The organism is Kluyvera genomosp. 3, from assembly GCF_011765685.1.
In the GTDB taxonomy this organism is placed as follows: Bacteria; Pseudomonadota; Gammaproteobacteria; order Enterobacterales; family Enterobacteriaceae; genus Kluyvera; species Kluyvera georgiana_A.
Genome location: NZ_CP050321.1, coordinates 1,285,098 through 1,301,738 on the forward strand (window position 1 = coordinate 1,285,098; position 16,641 = coordinate 1,301,738).

The 16,641-nt window shown below is 57.6% G+C and carries 15 protein-coding genes; 14 read left to right on the forward strand and 1 reads right to left on the reverse strand.

Translation table 11 applies throughout. The features are described from left to right. From pbpC to pxpA, 12 genes are all read left to right on the forward strand, one after another. Positions 1–2,319, forward strand: coding sequence for a peptidoglycan glycosyltransferase PbpC (pbpC, locus tag GY169_RS06070; protein ID WP_167575242.1), 2,319 nt, complete (start codon positions 1–3; stop codon positions 2,317–2,319). Between the two features lie 233 nt (positions 2,320–2,552). Further along, on the forward strand, positions 2,553–2,984 hold the full coding sequence (gene ndk, locus GY169_RS06075; protein WP_064543541.1) for a nucleoside-diphosphate kinase: 432 nt from the start codon (positions 2,553–2,555) through the stop codon (positions 2,982–2,984). Between the two features lie 167 nt (positions 2,985–3,151). Beyond that, positions 3,152–4,318, forward strand: a complete 1,167-nt coding sequence (locus tag GY169_RS06080; protein ID WP_065355920.1) for a bifunctional tRNA (adenosine(37)-C2)-methyltransferase TrmG/ribosomal RNA large subunit methyltransferase RlmN — start codon at positions 3,152–3,154, stop codon at positions 4,316–4,318. Positions 4,319–4,596: 278 nt separating this feature from the next. After that, the gene (gene rodZ / locus GY169_RS06085) at positions 4,597–5,622 is read left to right on the forward strand and encodes a cytoskeleton protein RodZ (RefSeq protein WP_163448273.1); all 1,026 of its coding nucleotides are present in this window, start codon (positions 4,597–4,599) and stop codon (positions 5,620–5,622) included. A gap of 26 nt (positions 5,623–5,648) precedes the next feature. Then, a complete protein-coding gene (ispG, locus tag GY169_RS06090; RefSeq protein WP_065355919.1) occupies positions 5,649–6,767 on the forward strand; it encodes a flavodoxin-dependent (E)-4-hydroxy-3-methylbut-2-enyl-diphosphate synthase in 1,119 nt (372 codons plus the stop codon). Between the two features lie 93 nt (positions 6,768–6,860). After that, entirely contained in the window at positions 6,861–8,135 is a 1,275-nt protein-coding gene (gene hisS, locus GY169_RS06095; protein ID WP_167575243.1) for a histidine--tRNA ligase, read from the forward strand. Positions 8,136–8,168: 33 nt separating this feature from the next. Beyond that, positions 8,169–8,786, forward strand: coding sequence for a YfgM family protein (locus GY169_RS06100; protein ID WP_064543551.1), 618 nt, complete (start codon positions 8,169–8,171; stop codon positions 8,784–8,786). 10 nt (positions 8,787–8,796) lie between these two features. Next, entirely contained in the window at positions 8,797–9,975 is a 1,179-nt protein-coding gene (bamB, locus tag GY169_RS06105; protein WP_163448271.1) for an outer membrane protein assembly factor BamB, read from the forward strand. Positions 9,976–10,061: 86 nt separating this feature from the next. Then, positions 10,062–11,537 carry a ribosome biogenesis GTPase Der gene (der, locus tag GY169_RS06110; protein WP_163448270.1) on the forward strand — a complete coding sequence of 492 codons (1,476 nt, stop codon included), beginning with the start codon at positions 10,062–10,064 and terminating at the stop codon, positions 11,535–11,537. Positions 11,538–11,747: 210 nt separating this feature from the next. Next, positions 11,748–12,404 (forward strand): 5-oxoprolinase subunit PxpB, encoded by a 657-nt coding sequence (pxpB, locus tag GY169_RS06115; protein ID WP_064543672.1) that lies wholly within the window; start codon positions 11,748–11,750, stop codon positions 12,402–12,404. Further along, on the forward strand, positions 12,398–13,330 hold the full coding sequence (pxpC, locus tag GY169_RS06120; RefSeq protein WP_167575244.1) for a 5-oxoprolinase subunit PxpC: 933 nt from the start codon (positions 12,398–12,400) through the stop codon (positions 13,328–13,330). The genes pxpB and pxpC overlap by 7 nt, the downstream gene beginning before the upstream one ends. Continuing rightward, complete coding sequence (pxpA, locus tag GY169_RS06125; protein WP_167575245.1) at positions 13,320–14,057, forward strand: 5-oxoprolinase subunit PxpA; 738 nt, start codon at positions 13,320–13,322, stop codon at positions 14,055–14,057. Before pxpC ends, pxpA begins: the two co-directional genes overlap by 11 nt. 39 nt (positions 14,058–14,096) lie before the next feature. Here pxpA and GY169_RS06130 read toward each other — a convergent pair whose 3' ends face one another. Then, positions 14,097–14,645 (reverse strand): winged helix DNA-binding protein, encoded by a 549-nt coding sequence (locus tag GY169_RS06130; RefSeq protein ID WP_163446550.1) that lies wholly within the window; start codon positions 14,643–14,645, stop codon positions 14,097–14,099. Positions 14,646–14,910: 265 nt separating this feature from the next. Between GY169_RS06130 and GY169_RS06135 the strand changes: the two genes are divergently transcribed. Then, positions 14,911–15,633 (forward strand): DUF969 domain-containing protein, encoded by a 723-nt coding sequence (locus GY169_RS06135; RefSeq protein ID WP_163446551.1) that lies wholly within the window; start codon positions 14,911–14,913, stop codon positions 15,631–15,633. Beyond that, a complete protein-coding gene (locus tag GY169_RS06140; RefSeq protein ID WP_163446552.1) occupies positions 15,630–16,616 on the forward strand; it encodes a DUF979 domain-containing protein in 987 nt (328 codons plus the stop codon). Before GY169_RS06135 ends, GY169_RS06140 begins: the two co-directional genes overlap by 4 nt. Positions 16,617–16,641 lie beyond the last annotated feature (25 nt).

The window sequence follows — 16,641 nt, forward strand, 5'->3', positions numbered from 1 at the left end:
ATGCGGATCGTCTGCTGGAAACGCCCCGTCTGGCGCTGGCTGGCCGGGGCGGTGGTACTGTTTTGCGGCGCGATTGTGCTGACGGATAAGCAGTGGCCGCTGCCGCTGCATGAAGTGTCCCCCGCGCGGGTCGTGGTCGCCGAAGATGGCAGCCCGCTGTGGCGCTTTGCCGACGCCGAGGGGATCTGGCGCTACCCGGTCACGATTGAAGAGGTCTCGCCGCGTTACCTCGACGCTCTCATTCAGTATGAAGACCGTTGGTTCTGGGATCATCCCGGCGTCAATCCGTTTTCAATTGCCCGCGCCGCCTGGCAGGATCTCACTGCCGGGCGCGTGGTCTCTGGCGGCAGCACGCTCACCATGCAGGTGGCGCGGCTGCTGGACCCGCATCCGCGCACTTTCGGCGGTAAGTTTCGCCAGCTCTGGCGCGCTTTCCAGCTGGAGTGGCACCTCTCTAAGCGCGACATTCTTACGCTATATCTCAACCGGGCGCCGTTCGGCGGCACGTTACAGGGGATCGGCGCGGCAAGCTGGGCCTATCTCGGCAAACCGCCCGCCGAACTGAGCTACGCTGATGCCGCGCTGCTGGCAGTTTTACCGCAGGCGCCGAGTCGGCTGCGTCCGGATCGCTGGCCCGAGCGGGCGCAGGCGGCACGCAATAAAGTGCTTGCTCGTCTGCTGACGCAGGGCGTCTGGCCTGCCAATGTGGTTAACGAGGCGAAAGAAGAGCCGGTCTGGTTGTTCCCGCGTCAGATGCCACAGCTGGCGCCGCTGTTTGCCCGCGCGATGCTGGCCCGCAGCCGGGAGGAGAAAATTGTCACTACGCTGGATGCCGGGCTACAGCGGCAGCTGGAAGATTTAGCGCTGAACTGGAAATCGCGGCTGCCGCCACGCAGCTCGCTGGCGATGATCGTGGTGGATAATCGCGACATGAAGGTGCGTGGCTGGGTCGGTTCAGCGGATATTGCCGATGACAGCCGTTTTGGCCACGTGGATATGGTCACCGCAATTCGCTCGCCCGGCTCGGTGTTGAAGCCATTCTTATATGCCATGGCATTGGACAGCGCGTTGATTCATCCGGCGTCCCTGCTACAGGATGTGCCGCGGCGGATCGGCGATTATCGCCCTGGTAACTTCGATAGCGGTTTCCACGGCCCGGTGAGTATGAGCGACGCGCTGGTGCGATCCCTTAACCTGCCCGCAGTACAGGTGCTGGATGCCTATGGGCCGAAACAGTTTGCCGCGCGTTTGCGTAATGCGGGGTTGCCGCTGATCTTACCGGCAGGGGCGGAGCCGAATTTGTCATTGATTCTCGGCGGTGCGGGCGCCCGTCTGGCCGATATTACCGCCGCCTATAGCGCCTTCGCCCGTCACGGGAAAGTGGGTAAATTGCGGATGCTGGCAAGCGATCCGCTGGTTGAACGCCCGCTGCTGTCGCCAGGCGCGGCGTGGATTACTCGACGTATTCTGGCGGGGGAAGCGCAGCCTGTGCCGGATGCTTCGCTACCGCAGGTGCCGTCGCTGGCGTGGAAAACCGGCACCAGCTACGGCTATCGCGATGCCTGGGCGATTGGCGTCAACGCGCGTTACAGCATCGGGATCTGGACCGGCAGACCAGATGGCACACCGGTAGCCGGACAATTTGGTTTTGCCAGCGCCATCCCGCTGCTCCATCAGGTGAACAATCTCCTGGCTTCGCGCGGCGTGCGTCAGCAGGAAGGACGCGATCCGAGGCCGGCCTCAGTGAGCGCGGCGGAAATCTGTTGGCCGGGTGGTCAGCCGCTGCCAGCGGGCGACGGTAACTGTCGTCGTCGGTTATCGACCTGGGTGCTGGATAATAGCCTGCCGCCCACGCTGCTGTTGCCGGAACAGGAGGGGATGCAGGGTATCCGTTTCCCGCTGTGGCTGGACGCCGCAGGCAAGCGGGTGGCGGCGGACTGCCCGGATGCTCGCGAGGTCACCCTTAACGTTTGGCCGCTCCCGCTGGAACCGTGGCTCCCCGCCGGGGAGCGCCGCGCGGCGCGACTGCCGCCAGTTTCAGCAACCTGCCCGCCGAGACAGTTGCAAAATGTCGCACCGCTGATGCTCACCGGCGTGCGGGATGACGCGGTCATTCGCCGCCTGCCGGGCGCGCGTAACGCGCAGGTGGTACTACAGGCCCATGGCGGAGAAGGTCGGCGCTGGTGGTTCCTTAACGGCGACCCGCAGGCGGATGCGGACGACCATCTGGTGTTAACGCTGGAGAAAACCGGAGCCTATCAGCTGGTGGTGATGGATGATGCGGGGCAAATGTCGGTGGCTAACTTTACGCTACAGTGATGGATATTGTCGGCCAGCGTAATCGGGTAGGCACGATAAGCGTAGCGCCATCGGGCACAACGGGCGCACCATGCCGATGATGGGCTCGGTAGCAGATCTGTTGCTTAAAAGTATTTTATTTTAAAAAAATGTTACCTTCATCCATAGGCAACGGCGCGGAGGCTCATTATAATCCGCGCCAGATCATACAATGCGTATGCACGACAACAGAATAAATTTTATTAGAGGTAATCATGGCTATTGAACGTACTTTTTCCATCATCAAACCAAACGCGGTGGCAAAAAACGTTATTGGCAGCATCTTCTCTCGCTTTGAAGCAGCAGGGTTTAAGATTGTTGGCACCAAAATGCTGCACCTGACCGTTGAACAGGCTCGCGGCTTCTACGCTGAGCACGACGGTCGTCCGTTCTTCGATGGCCTGGTTGAATTTATGACTTCCGGCCCGATCGTGGTTTCCGTGCTGGAAGGCGAAAACGCCGTTCAGCGTCACCGCGACCTGCTGGGCGCAACTAACCCGGCCAACGCGCTGGCGGGTACGCTGCGCGCTGACTACGCGGACAGCTTCACTGAGAACGGTACCCACGGTTCCGACTCCGTTGAATCCGCCGCGCGTGAAATCGCCTTCTTCTTTGGCGAAGGCGAAGTGTGCCCACGTACCCGTTAAGGGGTCGTTTACACTTTATTTCGTGAATGCCGCGTGCAGACGTGGCATCCATGCGCCAGAATTTGTACAATGCAGCGCCCCCGGACGAGCAGACCGCTGTCCAGGGGCGCTTCTTTTTATCAACCCTCCAGGGGCCATAACGTGTAACAACGAGGCCGGAATAGAAAATGTCTGAACAAATTGTCACGCCTGAGAGCGCCATCCCGGCGGTTCCCAACAAAGATGGAAAAATTAACCTGCTGGATCTCAACCGTCAGCAGATGCGCGAGTTTTTTAAAGACTTAGGCGAAAAACCCTTCCGCGCCGACCAGGTGATGAAGTGGATGTACCACTACTGCTGCGACGACTTTGATGAAATGACCGACATCAACAAAGTCCTGCGCGGTAAGCTTAAAGAAGTCGCTGAAATTCGCGCGCCGGAAGTGGTTGAAGAGCAGCGTTCTTCGGACGGCACCATCAAATGGGCGATTGCCGTCGGCGATCAGCGCGTTGAAACCGTTTATATCCCGGAAGACGATCGTGCGACCCTGTGCGTCTCCTCACAGGTCGGCTGCGCGTTAGAGTGTAAATTCTGCTCTACGGCTCAGCAGGGTTTCAACCGTAACCTGCGGGTATCGGAAATTATCGGCCAGGTGTGGCGCGCGGCGAAAATCGTCGGCGCAGTCAAAACCACCGGCGTACGTCCGATCACCAACGTGGTGATGATGGGGATGGGCGAACCGCTGCTGAACCTGACCAACGTGGTCCCGGCCATGGAAATCATGCTCGATGATTTCGGTTTTGGTCTGTCTAAACGTCGCGTGACGCTGTCTACTTCTGGCGTAGTGCCTGCGCTGGATAAACTGGGCGACATGATTGACGTTGCGCTGGCTATCTCTCTGCATGCGCCGAACGACACCATTCGTGATGAAATTGTACCGATCAACAAAAAGTACAATATTGCCACCTTCCTGGAGTCCGTTCGCGGCTACATTTCGAAGTCCAACGCCAACCAGGGCCGCGTGACCATCGAATACGTCATGCTGGACCATATCAACGACGGTACCGAGCACGCGCATGAGCTGGCTGAACTGCTGAAAGACACGCCGTGCAAAATCAACCTGATTCCGTGGAACCCGTTCCCGGGCGCGCCGTATGGTCGTAGCTCCAACAGCCGCATCGATCGCTTCTGTAAGGTACTGATGGGTTATGGCTTTACCACCATCGTACGTAAGACCCGCGGTGACGATATCGATGCCGCCTGCGGCCAACTGGCCGGTGATGTTATTGACCGTACCAAACGTACCATGCGCAAGCGTATGCAGGGTGAATCTATCGCCGTGAAAGCGGTGTAATCCCGCGCCGCGTGCGTCAGAAATGGCGCACGCAAAGTTAAGTGCTTAAGGATTAGGCGAAACGTACTGATCTGGTTAATAATTACGGTGCGTTTCATCAAGTATTGAGGCAGTATGTAGCGTTACATCGACAGCGTGAATAGGGCTTTTGACGCTGTTTTAGAGTAGGGTATACCGGGCAGCTTGTCTGTCTGTTCGATAACACGACCGGATGTTTCGCGGTGCGAGAACGGCTTCGCATCAGAACCTTAAATTTCACGAATCAGCAGTTGTAGCGAATGAATACTGAAACCAACCACGACCAACAAGAAGCACAAACTACGGGTGTCCGTTTGCGTAATGCCCGTGAACAACTCGGACTCAGCCAGCAAGCCGTCGCAGAACGCTTGTGCCTGAAGGTTTCCACCGTTCGTGATATTGAAGAAGATAAGGCGCCTGCTGAACTCGCTTCAACATTCTTGCGTGGTTATATCCGCTCTTACGCTCGCCTCGTGCATATTCCTGAGGAAGAGCTGCTGCCGATGATGGAAAAGCAGGCGCCGGTTCGCGCAGCGAAAGTCGCGCCGATGCAGAGCTTCTCTCTGGGCAAACGTCGTAAAAAACGCGATGGCTGGCTGATGAGCTTTACCTGGCTGGTGCTGTTCGTGGTGGTGGGATTAACCGTCGCCTGGTGGTGGCAGAACCACAAAGCGCAGCAGGAAGAAATCTCGACCATGGCTGACCAATCCTCCGTTGAGCTGAAGGCCAACGGCAGCGATTCACAAAATATTCCGCTGAATACGGGCGCAGATGCGACCTCGTCTCCGGCAACTACCGATACCGCGGCCGCGCCGAATTCCAGCGCCGCTGCACCGGCGGATACTTCCGCGCAGACGCCGGCAGACACCGCTGCGCCAGCCGCAACCGCCCAGAATAATGCCGTGGTGGCGCCGTCTCAGGCTAACGTTGATACCACCACCGCGCAGACCACCCCTACACCGCAGACCGCGACCCCTGGCGCGCTGCCGACCGACCCGGCACAAACCGCCGCGCCGGTGGCTGACGCTAACGCGCTGGTCATGAACTTCTCCGCCGACTGCTGGCTGGAAGTGACCGACGCCACTGGTAAAAAACTGTTCAGCGGCCTGCAACGTAAAGGTGGCAATCTGAATCTGACCGGTCAGACGCCTTATAAACTGAAAATTGGCGCACCGGCCGCAGTGCAGATCGAATTCCAGGGTAAACCGGTCGATCTGAGTCGTTTTATCAGAACTAACCAGGTTGCGCGCCTGACCGTGAGTGCTGAACAATCACCGGCACAATAACAGACGCGTAATGCGGGAGATTTTTCATGCACAACCAGGCTCCTATTCAACGTAGAAAATCCACACGCATTTACGTTGGGAACGTGCCGATCGGCGATGGGGCACCTATCGCCGTCCAGTCAATGACCAATACGCGCACGACGGATGTCGAAGCGACGGTTAATCAAATCAGAGCGTTAGAACGCGTGGGTGCGGACATTGTCCGCGTCTCCGTGCCGACGATGGACGCCGCAGAAGCGTTCAAGCTTATCAAACAGCAGGTGAACGTTCCGCTGGTCGCCGATATCCATTTTGACTACCGTATTGCGCTGAAAGTCGCGGAGTACGGCGTCGACTGCCTGCGTATTAACCCGGGCAACATCGGCAACGAAGAGCGTATCCGCATGGTTGTTGACTGTGCGCGCGATAAAAACATCCCGATCCGTATCGGCGTTAACGCCGGATCGCTGGAAAAAGATCTTCAGGAAAAATACGGCGAGCCAACCCCGCAGGCGCTGCTGGAATCGGCGATGCGCCATGTCGATCATCTCGATCGTCTGAACTTCGATCAGTTCAAAGTCAGCGTGAAGGCTTCCGATGTGTTCCTGGCAGTGGAGTCTTATCGTCTGTTGGCTAAACAGATCGATCAGCCGCTGCATCTTGGGATCACCGAAGCGGGCGGCGCGCGCAGCGGTGCGGTCAAGTCCGCAATCGGCCTCGGGCTGCTGCTGTCCGAAGGCATCGGCGACACGCTTCGCGTTTCGCTGGCAGCCGATCCGGTTGAAGAGATCAAAGTTGGTTTCGATATCCTGAAGTCGCTGCGCATCCGCGCGCGTGGGATCAACTTCATCGCTTGCCCAACCTGTTCCCGTCAGGAATTTGACGTGATCGGCACGGTGAACGCGCTGGAGCAGCGCCTGGAAGATATCATCACCCCGATGGACGTCTCCATCATCGGCTGCGTGGTGAATGGCCCTGGCGAAGCGCTGGTGTCGACGCTGGGTGTCACCGGCGGCAATAAGAAAAGCGGCCTGTATGAAGACGGCGTGCGTAAAGACCGCCTGGACAACGATGATATGATTAGCCAGCTTGAAGCCAGAATTCGCGCGAAAGCGTCGGTGCTGGATGAAGCTCGCCGTATCGACGTTCAGCAGGTTGAAAAATAACGAGATGGGAAGCCGCTTGCTTCCCGTGTATGATTGAACCCCGCGGGCGTGTTCTGCGCCGAGGGTTCATTTTTATATATAAAGAGAATTAACGTGGCAAAAAACATTCAAGCCATTCGCGGCATGAACGATTATCTGCCTGGCGAAACCGCCATCTGGCAGCGCATTGAAGGCACACTTAAGCAGGTGCTCGGCAGCTACGGTTACAGCGAAATCCGTTTGCCGATTGTAGAGCAGACCCCGTTATTCAAGCGCGCAATCGGTGAAGTGACCGACGTGGTTGAAAAAGAGATGTACACCTTTGAAGACCGCAATGGCGATAGCCTGACGCTGCGTCCGGAAGGGACTGCGGGCTGCGTACGCGCCGGCATCGAACATGGTCTTCTGTACAATCAGGAGCAGCGTCTGTGGTACATCGGGCCGATGTTCCGCCACGAGCGTCCGCAGAAAGGCCGTTACCGCCAGTTCCATCAGCTGGGGGCGGAAGTGTTTGGTCTGCAGGGGCCGGATATTGATGCGGAGCTGATCATGCTGACCGCGCGCTGGTGGCGTGCGCTGGGTATTGCTGAACACGTTAATCTGGAACTGAACTCTATCGGTTCATTGGACGCGCGCGCCAATTACCGCGATGCATTGGTCGCCTTCCTCGAACAACACGTTGAAGTACTGGATGAAGACTGCAAGCGCCGTATGTACAGCAACCCGCTGCGCGTGCTGGATTCTAAAAATCCGGACGTGCAGGCGCTGTTAAACGATGCGCCGAAGCTTGGCGACTACCTGGATGAAGAGTCCCGCGAGCACTTTGCTGGCCTGTGCGCGCAGCTGGATGCCGCCGGTATTGCCTATACCGTGAACCAGCGTCTGGTACGTGGTCTGGATTACTATAACCGCACCGTATTTGAGTGGGTCACCAACAGCCTGGGCTCACAGGGTACCGTCTGCGCAGGTGGCCGTTACGACGGTCTGGTTGAGCAACTGGGCGGTCGTGCGACCCCAGCCGTAGGCTTCGCTATGGGCCTGGAACGACTTGTTTTATTAGTTCAGGCAGTTAATCCGGAATTTAAAGCCGATCCTGTTGTCGATATATACCTGGTCGCCTCAGGTACCGGAACTCAGTCAGCCGCAATGCGCCTGGCAGAGCAGGTGCGTGATGCGTTACCGGACGTGAAGCTGATGACGAACCACGGCGGCGGCAACTTTAAGAAGCAGTTTGCCCGCGCGGATAAATGGGGTGCTCGTATTGCCCTGGTTCTGGGTGAGTCTGAGGTTGAGCAAGCCACTGTTGTTGTGAAGGATTTGCGCTCTGGCGAGCAGACAACCGTAACGCAGGAAGGCGTTGCCGCGCATTTGCGCACTATTCTGGGTTAATCTCCAGGACATCATTATCAGGAGAAGGGCTGCGTGGAAATTCATAACGAAAACGATCAGGTTGAAGCGATTAAAAACTTCTTTGCCGAAAATGGCAAAGCGCTGGCCGTTGGGGTAATTTTGGGGATCGGTGCGCTGGTCGGCTGGCGCTACTGGAACTCTCATCAGGTAGACTCGGCCCGGGAATCTTCCATGGCCTACGAAAATGCCGTTTCTTCTCTTAGCTCAGGGAAACCGGAAGCACTGGCTTCGGCAGAGAAATTCGCCGCCGAAACCAAAAACACCTACGGGTCGTTTGCTTCTCTGGAACTGGCGCAGGTCTTCGTCGATAAAAACGATTTGGCACAGGCGGAAAAGCAGCTGCAGCAAGGGCTGGCTGCCGCTTCTGATGACAACCTGAAGTCGGTTATCAACCTGCGTCTGGCGCGCGTTCAGCTGCAAATGAAGCAGGCTGATGCGGCGCTGAAAACGCTGGAAGGCGTGAAGGGCGAAGGCTGGACGGCGATTGTTGCTGATTTACGCGGGGAAATCCTGCTCAGTAAAGGTGACAAGCAGGGCGCGCGTGCAGCGTGGGAAGCTGGCGCTAAGAGCGATGCATCTCCGGCGCTCAGTGAAATGATGCGCATGAAAATTAATAATTTGTCCGTCTGAGAGGGACCCGATGCAATTGCGTAAACTACTTTTGCCAGGACTGCTTTCTGTCACTCTGTTGAGTGGTTGTTCATTGTTCAGCGGCGAAGAAGACGTTGTGAAAATGTCTCCGCTGCCGACCGTAGAGAACCAGTTTACTCCGTCTACCGCCTGGGACGTTTCCGTCGGTAGCGGGATTGGCGATTTCTACTCTAACCTGCATCCGGCTTATGCGGATAGCGTGGTGTATGCCGCCGACCGTAAAGGCACCGTGAAAGCGGTCAATGCGGATGACGGTAAAGAAGTCTGGTCCGTGAATCTGGCGGAAAAAGACGGCTGGTTCTCTCGTAAACCGGCGCTGCTTTCCGGCGGTCTGACCGTTTCCGGCGGCCACGTGTACGTCGGCAGCGAAAAAGCGCAGGTTTATGCGCTGGACGCGGGCGACGGTTCTATCGTCTGGCAGACAACCGCGGCGGGTGAAGTTCTCTCTCGCCCAACGGCGAGCGATGGCCTGGTGCTGGTTCACACCAGTAACGGCCAGCTGCAGGCGCTGGATGAAAACAGTGGCGTCGTGAAGTGGACGGTGAACCTGGATATGCCAGCGCTCTCTCTGCGCGGCGAATCTGCACCGGCTGTGGCCTATGGCGCGGCGATTGTTGGCGGCGATAACGGTCGCGTGAGCGCGGTCCTGATGCAGCAAGGCCAGCTGATTTGGCAGCAGCGTATCTCCCAGGCGACCGGCACGACCGAAATCGACCGTTTGAGCGACGTGGATACCACGCCGGTTATCGTGAATGGCGTGGTTTACGCCTTAGCCTACAATGGTAACCTGACGGCGCTGGATCTGCGCAGCGGCCAGATTCTGTGGAAACGCGAGCTGGGTTCGGTGAATGATTTCATCGTTGACGGCAACCGCATCTACATCGTCGATCAGAATGACCGTATTCTGGCACTGACCACCGACGGCGGCGTGACCCTGTGGACGCAGAGCGATCTGCTGCACCGTCTGCTGACCGCACCGGCGCTGTATAACGGCAGCCTGGTTGTCGGCGATAGCGAAGGCTACATGCATTGGGTTAACCCGGAAGACGGGCGCTTTGAAGCGCAGCAGAAAGTTGACAGCTCCGGCTTCCTGACGGAACCGGTGGTCGCCGACGGTAAACTGCTGATTCAGGCAAAAGACGGCACGGTTTACGCGATTACGCGTTAATTTCGGCTGTCGTAACTCTATTGGCGGCTCCTGTTTAATCAGGGGCCGTTTGCTATTTTTAGATTTTGAGTAAATGAGGCTTTAACATGGTACCTGTGGTCGCGCTTGTCGGGCGCCCTAATGTTGGAAAATCCACGCTATTTAACCGCCTGACGCGCACTCGTGATGCGCTGGTTGCGGATTTCCCGGGTCTGACTCGTGACCGTAAGTACGGTCGTGCTGAAGTTGAAGGGCGTGAATTTATCTGTATCGATACCGGCGGTATCGACGGCACGGAAGAAGGCGTGGAAACGCGCATGGCGGAACAGTCGCTGCTGGCGATTGAAGAAGCCGACGTTGTACTGTTCATGGTTGATGCGCGCGCCGGGCTGATGCCGGCGGACCAGGCCATTGCTAACCATCTGCGCGCGCGTGAAAAGCCGACTTTCCTGGTGGCGAATAAAACCGATGGTATCGATCCGGATCAGGCCGTCGCCGATTTCTGGTCGCTGGGCCTCGGTGACATTCACCCGATCGCTGCCTCTCATGGCCGTGGCGTAACCACGTTGCTGGAGCAGGTGTTGCTGCCATTCGTGGATGACGTTAATCCGCCAGAAGAGGTGGACGAAGACGCAGAGTACTGGGCGCAGTTTGAGGCGGAAAATGGCGAAGGCGAAGAAGAGCCGGAAGACGACTTCAATCCGCAGGATCTGCCGATCAAAATCGCTATCGTTGGCCGTCCGAACGTAGGTAAGTCAACGCTAACTAACCGTATCCTCGGCGAAGACCGCGTGGTGGTCTATGACATGCCGGGCACCACCCGTGACAGCATCTATATCCCGATGGAACGCGATGAGCGTGAATACGTGCTCATCGACACCGCCGGGGTACGTAAGCGCGGTAAAGTGACGGATACGGTAGAAAAATTCTCGGTTATCAAAACATTGCAGGCCATTGAAGACGCTAACGTCTGTCTGCTGGTGATTGATGCGCGTGAAGGCATTTCCGATCAGGATCTGTCTCTGCTCGGCTTTATCCTCAATAGTGGGCGCTCACTGGTCATCGTCGTCAACAAGTGGGACGGCCTGAGCATGGAAGTGAAAGAGCAGGTGAAAGAGACCCTCGACTACCGTCTGGGCTTTATCGACTTTGCGCGCGTGCACTTCATCTCTGCGCTGCACGGCAGCGGTGTTGGTAACCTGTTTGAATCTATTCGTGAAGCTTATGACAGCTCCACCCGCCGCGTGGGGACAGCGATGCTGACCCGCATCATGACCATGGCTGCTGAAGATCACCAGCCGCCTCTGGTGCGCGGTCGCCGCGTGAAGCTGAAATACGCCCATGCCGGTGGTTATAACCCGCCGATTGTGGTGATTCACGGCAACCAGGTAAAAGACCTGCCGGATTCTTACAAGCGCTATCTGATGAACTACTTCCGCAAATCGCTGGACGTGATGGGCACCCCTATCCGCATTCAGTTCAAGGAAGGTGAGAACCCGTATGCGAATAAACGCAATACCTTGACGCCGACTCAGATGCGTAAACGTAAGCGTTTGATTAAACACATTAAGAAAAGCAAGTAAGCGTTCACGCTAAGCGCGAATTTGCCAAATATATCAAGCCCGCATAATGCGGGCTTTTTACTGCCCGTCGTTCAGATAACCGGATTCGCTCGTACAGATCCAAACTGAAGACATTGACACATTTGCATTATTGCTGAATTGTAAATGGAAATGGTGGCCGACTTTAACATCCATCGGCCTCTGCAACCCAGCATGAGTAAAGGTGAAAACGTGCAGCGAGCGCGGTGTTATCTGTTAGGAGAGAGCGCGGTGGTTCTGGAGCTGGAACCGCCGCTGACGCTGGAAAGCCAGCAACGGATTTGGGGTCTGGCGCAACGTCTGGCGGGAGTGCCCGAAGTGGTTGAAGTGATTCCGGGGATGAACAACATCACCGTGATGCTTCGTAACCCGGCGTCGTTGGCGCTGGATGCCATCGAGCGTTTACAGCGCTGGTGGGAAGAGAGCGAAGCGGTGACTCTGGACTCACGGCAGATAGAGATTCCGGTGATTTATGGCGGTGAGCACGGCCCTGATTTAGCGGATGTGGCGCGGCATACTGGCCTGAGTGAACAGCAGGTGGTTGAACGCCACGCGTCAGCGGACTACATCACCTACTTTATCGGCTTCCAGCCTGGTTTCCCCTATCTTGGCGGCCTGCCAACCGAACTGGCGACGCCGCGACGGGCGGAACCGCGCCTTGCCGTACCAGCGGGATCGGTGGGAATTGGCGGCAGTCAGACGGGAATCTATCCGCTGCCGACCCCCGGTGGCTGGCAAATCATTGGCCGTACCGATTTACGCCTGTTCGACCCGCAGCGAGAGCCTGCGACGCTACTACAGCCAGGCGATCGGGTTCGTTTTGTGCCGTCTAAGGAGGGCGTGTGTTAGAGATTATTCGCGCAGGGATGAGCACCACCTTGCAGGACGGCGGGCGACACGGTCTACGGCAGTCGGGGATTAGCCGCTGCGGGGCGATGGATTCTGCAGCATTGCGCATCGCTAATCTGCTGGTCGGTAACGCCGCCGACAGCGCCGTACTGGAAATTACGCTGGGGCAGTGTGATTTGGTTTTTCATCGCGACGGCTGGTTTGCTCTCGCGGGCGCGGACTGCGCGGCCACCCTCGACGGTCAGCCGGTGTGGTCCGGCTGGCGTTGGCCGGTGCGCGCGGGCCAGCGCCTCAAACTGGCGCTGCCAAAACGTGGGATGCGCAGCTATCTGGCGGTGGCTGGCGGTTTCGATGTGCCTTGCATGATGGGTTCTTACAGCACCGATTTAAAGGCCGGATTCGGCGGCTTTGAGGGGCGAAGCCTGCAAGAGGGCGATCGCCTGCCGCTGCGCCCGGCAACGCGTGACTTCCGTCAGCGTCGCGGCGTGCGTCAGTTGCTGTGGGGCAACCGCGTACGCGCTTTACCGGGGCCGGAGTACCATGAGTTTTCCGCCGCGGCGCATGAGTCCTTCTGGCGCGCGCCATGGAAGCTCAGCCCGCAGAGCAATCGCATGGGCTACCGTATGCAGGGCCAGGTGCTGGAGCGTACGGAATCTCGTGAGATGTTCTCCCACGGTCTGCTCCCCGGCGTGGTTCAGGTGCCGCACAACGGCCAACCGATTGTACTGATGAACGATGCGCAGACCACCGGCGGTTACCCGCGCATTGCCTGCGTGATTGAGGCGGACATGTACAACCTGGCGCAAATCCGGCTCGGTGAAACGGTACACTTTGACCTCTGCACGCTGGAAGAGGCGCTGGCCGCGCGCGCTCAGCAGCAGCGTTACTTTGAACAACTGGAATGGCGATTGAACGATGAAGATTGATTTAAACGCCGATCTCGGCGAAGGCTGTGAGAACGACAGCGCGCTGATGCCGCTGATTACGTCGGCCAACATAGCCTGTGGATTCCATGCCGGGGACGCGCAGACCATGCGCCAGAGCGTGTTGCTGGCGCTGAAACACGGTGTGGCTATCGGCGCACACCCGAGCTTCCCCGACCGGGAAAACTTTGGCCGTACTGCGATGCAGCTACCGCCTGACGTGGTCTATGCGCAGACGCTGTATCAGATTGGCGCGCTGGCGGCGATCGCCCGCGCCGAAGGCGGTGCGCTAACGCACGTTAAACCTCACGGCATGCTGTACAACCAGGCGGCGAAAGAGCCGCTGCTGGCGGATGCTATCGCCAGAGCGGTGCGCAATGTTGAACCGTCTCTTATCCTGGTGGGGTTAGCCGGTAGCGAGCTCATTCGCGCAGGCATACATCATGGGCTGACCACTCGGGAAGAGGTGTTTGCCGATCGCGGCTATCTGGCGGACGGCTCGTTGGTACCGCGTAGCGAGCCTGGCGCGCTGATTCACGATGAGGATGAGGCGGTAGCCCGTACGCTGGAAATGGTGCTGAATGGCCGGGTAATGAGCCGTGATGGCGTCTGGGCAAAGGTGAATGCCCAGACCGTGTGTCTGCACGGTGACGGCGCGCAGGCGTTGGCATTCGCTCGTCGGCTGCGCGAAGCGTTCGACGCCCGGCAGATTGCCGTACGCGCCGACTGAGTTTCCTGCGCTCGTCGTCCGTCTCCGGCGAGCGCCTTGCTACAGCGACGCCGCAGCCCGTGCGGCGGTGTCATACAGCGACGAGATGGTCCGCAGCAACTGGGCGGTCTCGCCAATCGAATGTCCCGGAATACCGCTCTCCACCTGAATCGAAATCAAACACGCTTCCCGCACGTCGCGGTATTTCATGCACAGCGCTTTCCCTTCTTCCGTAGTGTAGAAATAGAGCTCCTTACCCACTTTCTCACTGGTGACGTAGCCCGCTTTGACCAGTTTTTTCAGCGCATAGGTCACCACGTGGGTGTCTTCCACGTTCAGCACAAAGCAGATATCCGCCAGCTTCTTCTTGCGATTGCGATGGTTCACGTGATGCAAAAGCGACACATCAAACGCCCCCATATCCGGCTCGCCCGCCGCGGTCATACAGCGCACCATCCATTTGTTGAAGGCGTTACTGGTCATGATCAGGGCGTACTCCAGCTCCGATAATTCCGCGCAGCGCTCGGAGATCAGATGGCGTGAGGAGACGATCCGGCTTTCGTTGATATCGTCGTTTGTGGCAGGTGTAGCTGTTTTTTTCGAGGTCATAACTGTCCTTACGCAATTGTGACTATTCGCAAAGAATGTAAATGAAACGAGATAATATAAGAACGTTTTATTGATAAATTGTTTACATGTTATCCGCGTTCAGATATAGATTTTTAGCACAGACCGATGACGCATACGTAGATTTACGCGGTCTGATGACACAACACAACATCGTTCGCCGCAATGCCGCACGCTTCACCTTGAGGTGACGCGATAAAAAAGAGCCTTCGGCGTGCAACGCACACTTTGGATAGGGTAAACGTTTATGGACGGTACGACACTGATGCCGCTTATCGGGATTCCGGTGGTGGTGATTGGCTTTGCGCTGCGCTTTAACCCGCTGCTGGTGGTCGTTGTCGCCGGTCTGGCGACAGGACTGCTGGTTGGCATGGATTTCGGCATGCTGCTGGAAACCTTTGGCGAAAAGTTTGTGAATAGCCGCTCGCTGGCGACTTTCATTCTGATTCTGCCGGTGATTGGCCTGCTGGAATACTACGGTCTGAAGGAGCGCGCGCAGGCGTGGGTGGCTAAAATCGCCAGCGCCACCTCGGCGCGTATTCTGATGCTCTACTTTGTGGCGCGTGAGGGGACGGCCGCGCTGGGCCTGATGTCACTGGGCGGTCATGCACAGACGGTACGCCCGCTGCTGGCGCCGATGGCGGAAGGGGCGGCGTTGAATGAATACGGCGAACTGCCGCAGCACATCCGCGATAAAATCAAAGCGCACGCCGCCGCCTGCGACAATATTGCCGTCTTTTTCGGCGAAGATATTTTTATCGCCTTCGGCGCGGTGCTGTTGATTGACGCCTTCCTCAAAGAGAACGGGATTAGCGGGATTGAACCGCTGCATATTGGCCTGTGGGCTATTCCGACGGCCATTTCCGCGCTGATTATCCACATGATTCGCCTGCTGCGTCTGGACGCCAGCATTCGCCGTGACGTGATGGCGTGGCGCAACGCCCAGGGTACGAAGGCGGTGACGCCATGAGTACACTTATCACCATCAATCGCGTTTATTACCTGATCGGTTTTGTCGTGATGCTGCTGGTTATCATGACGCTGCGCGATCGCGGCAACCCGAAACGTTTTACCACCGCGCTGTTCTGGTTCCTGTTCGGCGGGATTTTCCTGTTTGGCGATCTGATGGTCCAGGAACTGGGGAAATCGCTGGCTTATCGCATTATCGGCGGGGCGGTGATTGTCATAGCGCTGCTGGCGGGCTGTGGGCTGGTTGGCAAAGGCGAATACAAAATGTCGAGCGACAGCGAACGTGTTGCCTCGTCTAACCGACTGAAAAATTGGTTATTCCTGCCTGCATTAATGATTCCAGTAGTGACGGTCATCGGCACGCTGTTCCTGAAAGGCGTATCGATTGGCGGCGTGTATCTGCTTGACCAGAAGCAACTGACGCTGGCGGCGCTGTGCGTGGCCTGTGTGGCGGCCATTCTGACCGGCTGGTGGTTGACGCGTGGCACGCCGCTGCATGCCATTCGTCAGTCTCGCCGTCTGGTGGACACCATTGGCTGGGCGGTGATTCTGCCGCAGATGCTCGCCATGCTGGGCGGCGTATTTGTGGTCGCGGATACCGGCGAATCGGTGCAGAAGGTGGTGAGCCTGTTTGTGAACCCGGATAACCGCTTCATGCTGGTGGTGATTTACTGCGTCGGTATGGCGCTGTTTACCATGATCATGGGCAACGCCTTTGCCGCCTTCCCGGTACTCAGCGCCGGTATTGCGCTGCCGTTCCTGATCCATCTTCACCACGGCAACCCGGCGCCGCTGCTGGCGATTGGGATGTATGCCGGCTACTGCGGCACGCTGATGACGCCGATGGCCGCCAACTTCAATATTGTGCCCGCTGCGCTGCTTGAGCTGAAAGATAAGTATCAGGTGATTAAGGTTCAGATCCCCACGGCGCTGCCGCTGCTGGTGGTGAACGTCTTTTTAATGTACTTCCTCGTGTTTCGCTAAGCGCGGTGACTTTTTCAGGAGCTGT

What these genes read in the sequence shown, in the direction of transcription:
- pbpC (WP_167575242.1), top strand. Translation starts at nt 1, where the DNA reads ATGCGGATCGTCTGCTGGAAACGCCCCGTCTGGCGCTGGCTGGCCGGG.
- ndk (WP_064543541.1), top strand. Translation starts at nt 2,553, where the DNA reads ATGGCTATTGAACGTACTTTTTCCATCATCAAACCAAACGCGGTGGCA.
- GY169_RS06080 (WP_065355920.1), top strand. Translation starts at nt 3,152, where the DNA reads ATGTCTGAACAAATTGTCACGCCTGAGAGCGCCATCCCGGCGGTTCCC.
- rodZ (WP_163448273.1), top strand. Translation starts at nt 4,597, where the DNA reads ATGAATACTGAAACCAACCACGACCAACAAGAAGCACAAACTACGGGT.
- ispG (WP_065355919.1), top strand. Translation starts at nt 5,649, where the DNA reads ATGCACAACCAGGCTCCTATTCAACGTAGAAAATCCACACGCATTTAC.
- bamB (WP_163448271.1), top strand. Translation starts at nt 8,797, where the DNA reads ATGCAATTGCGTAAACTACTTTTGCCAGGACTGCTTTCTGTCACTCTG.
- der (WP_163448270.1), top strand. Translation starts at nt 10,062, where the DNA reads ATGGTACCTGTGGTCGCGCTTGTCGGGCGCCCTAATGTTGGAAAATCC.
- pxpA (WP_167575245.1), top strand. Translation starts at nt 13,320, where the DNA reads ATGAAGATTGATTTAAACGCCGATCTCGGCGAAGGCTGTGAGAACGAC.
- GY169_RS06130 (WP_163446550.1), bottom strand. Translation starts at nt 14,645, where the DNA reads ATGACCTCGAAAAAAACAGCTACACCTGCCACAAACGACGATATCAAC.
- GY169_RS06135 (WP_163446551.1), top strand. Translation starts at nt 14,911, where the DNA reads ATGGACGGTACGACACTGATGCCGCTTATCGGGATTCCGGTGGTGGTG.
- GY169_RS06140 (WP_163446552.1), top strand. Translation starts at nt 15,630, where the DNA reads ATGAGTACACTTATCACCATCAATCGCGTTTATTACCTGATCGGTTTT.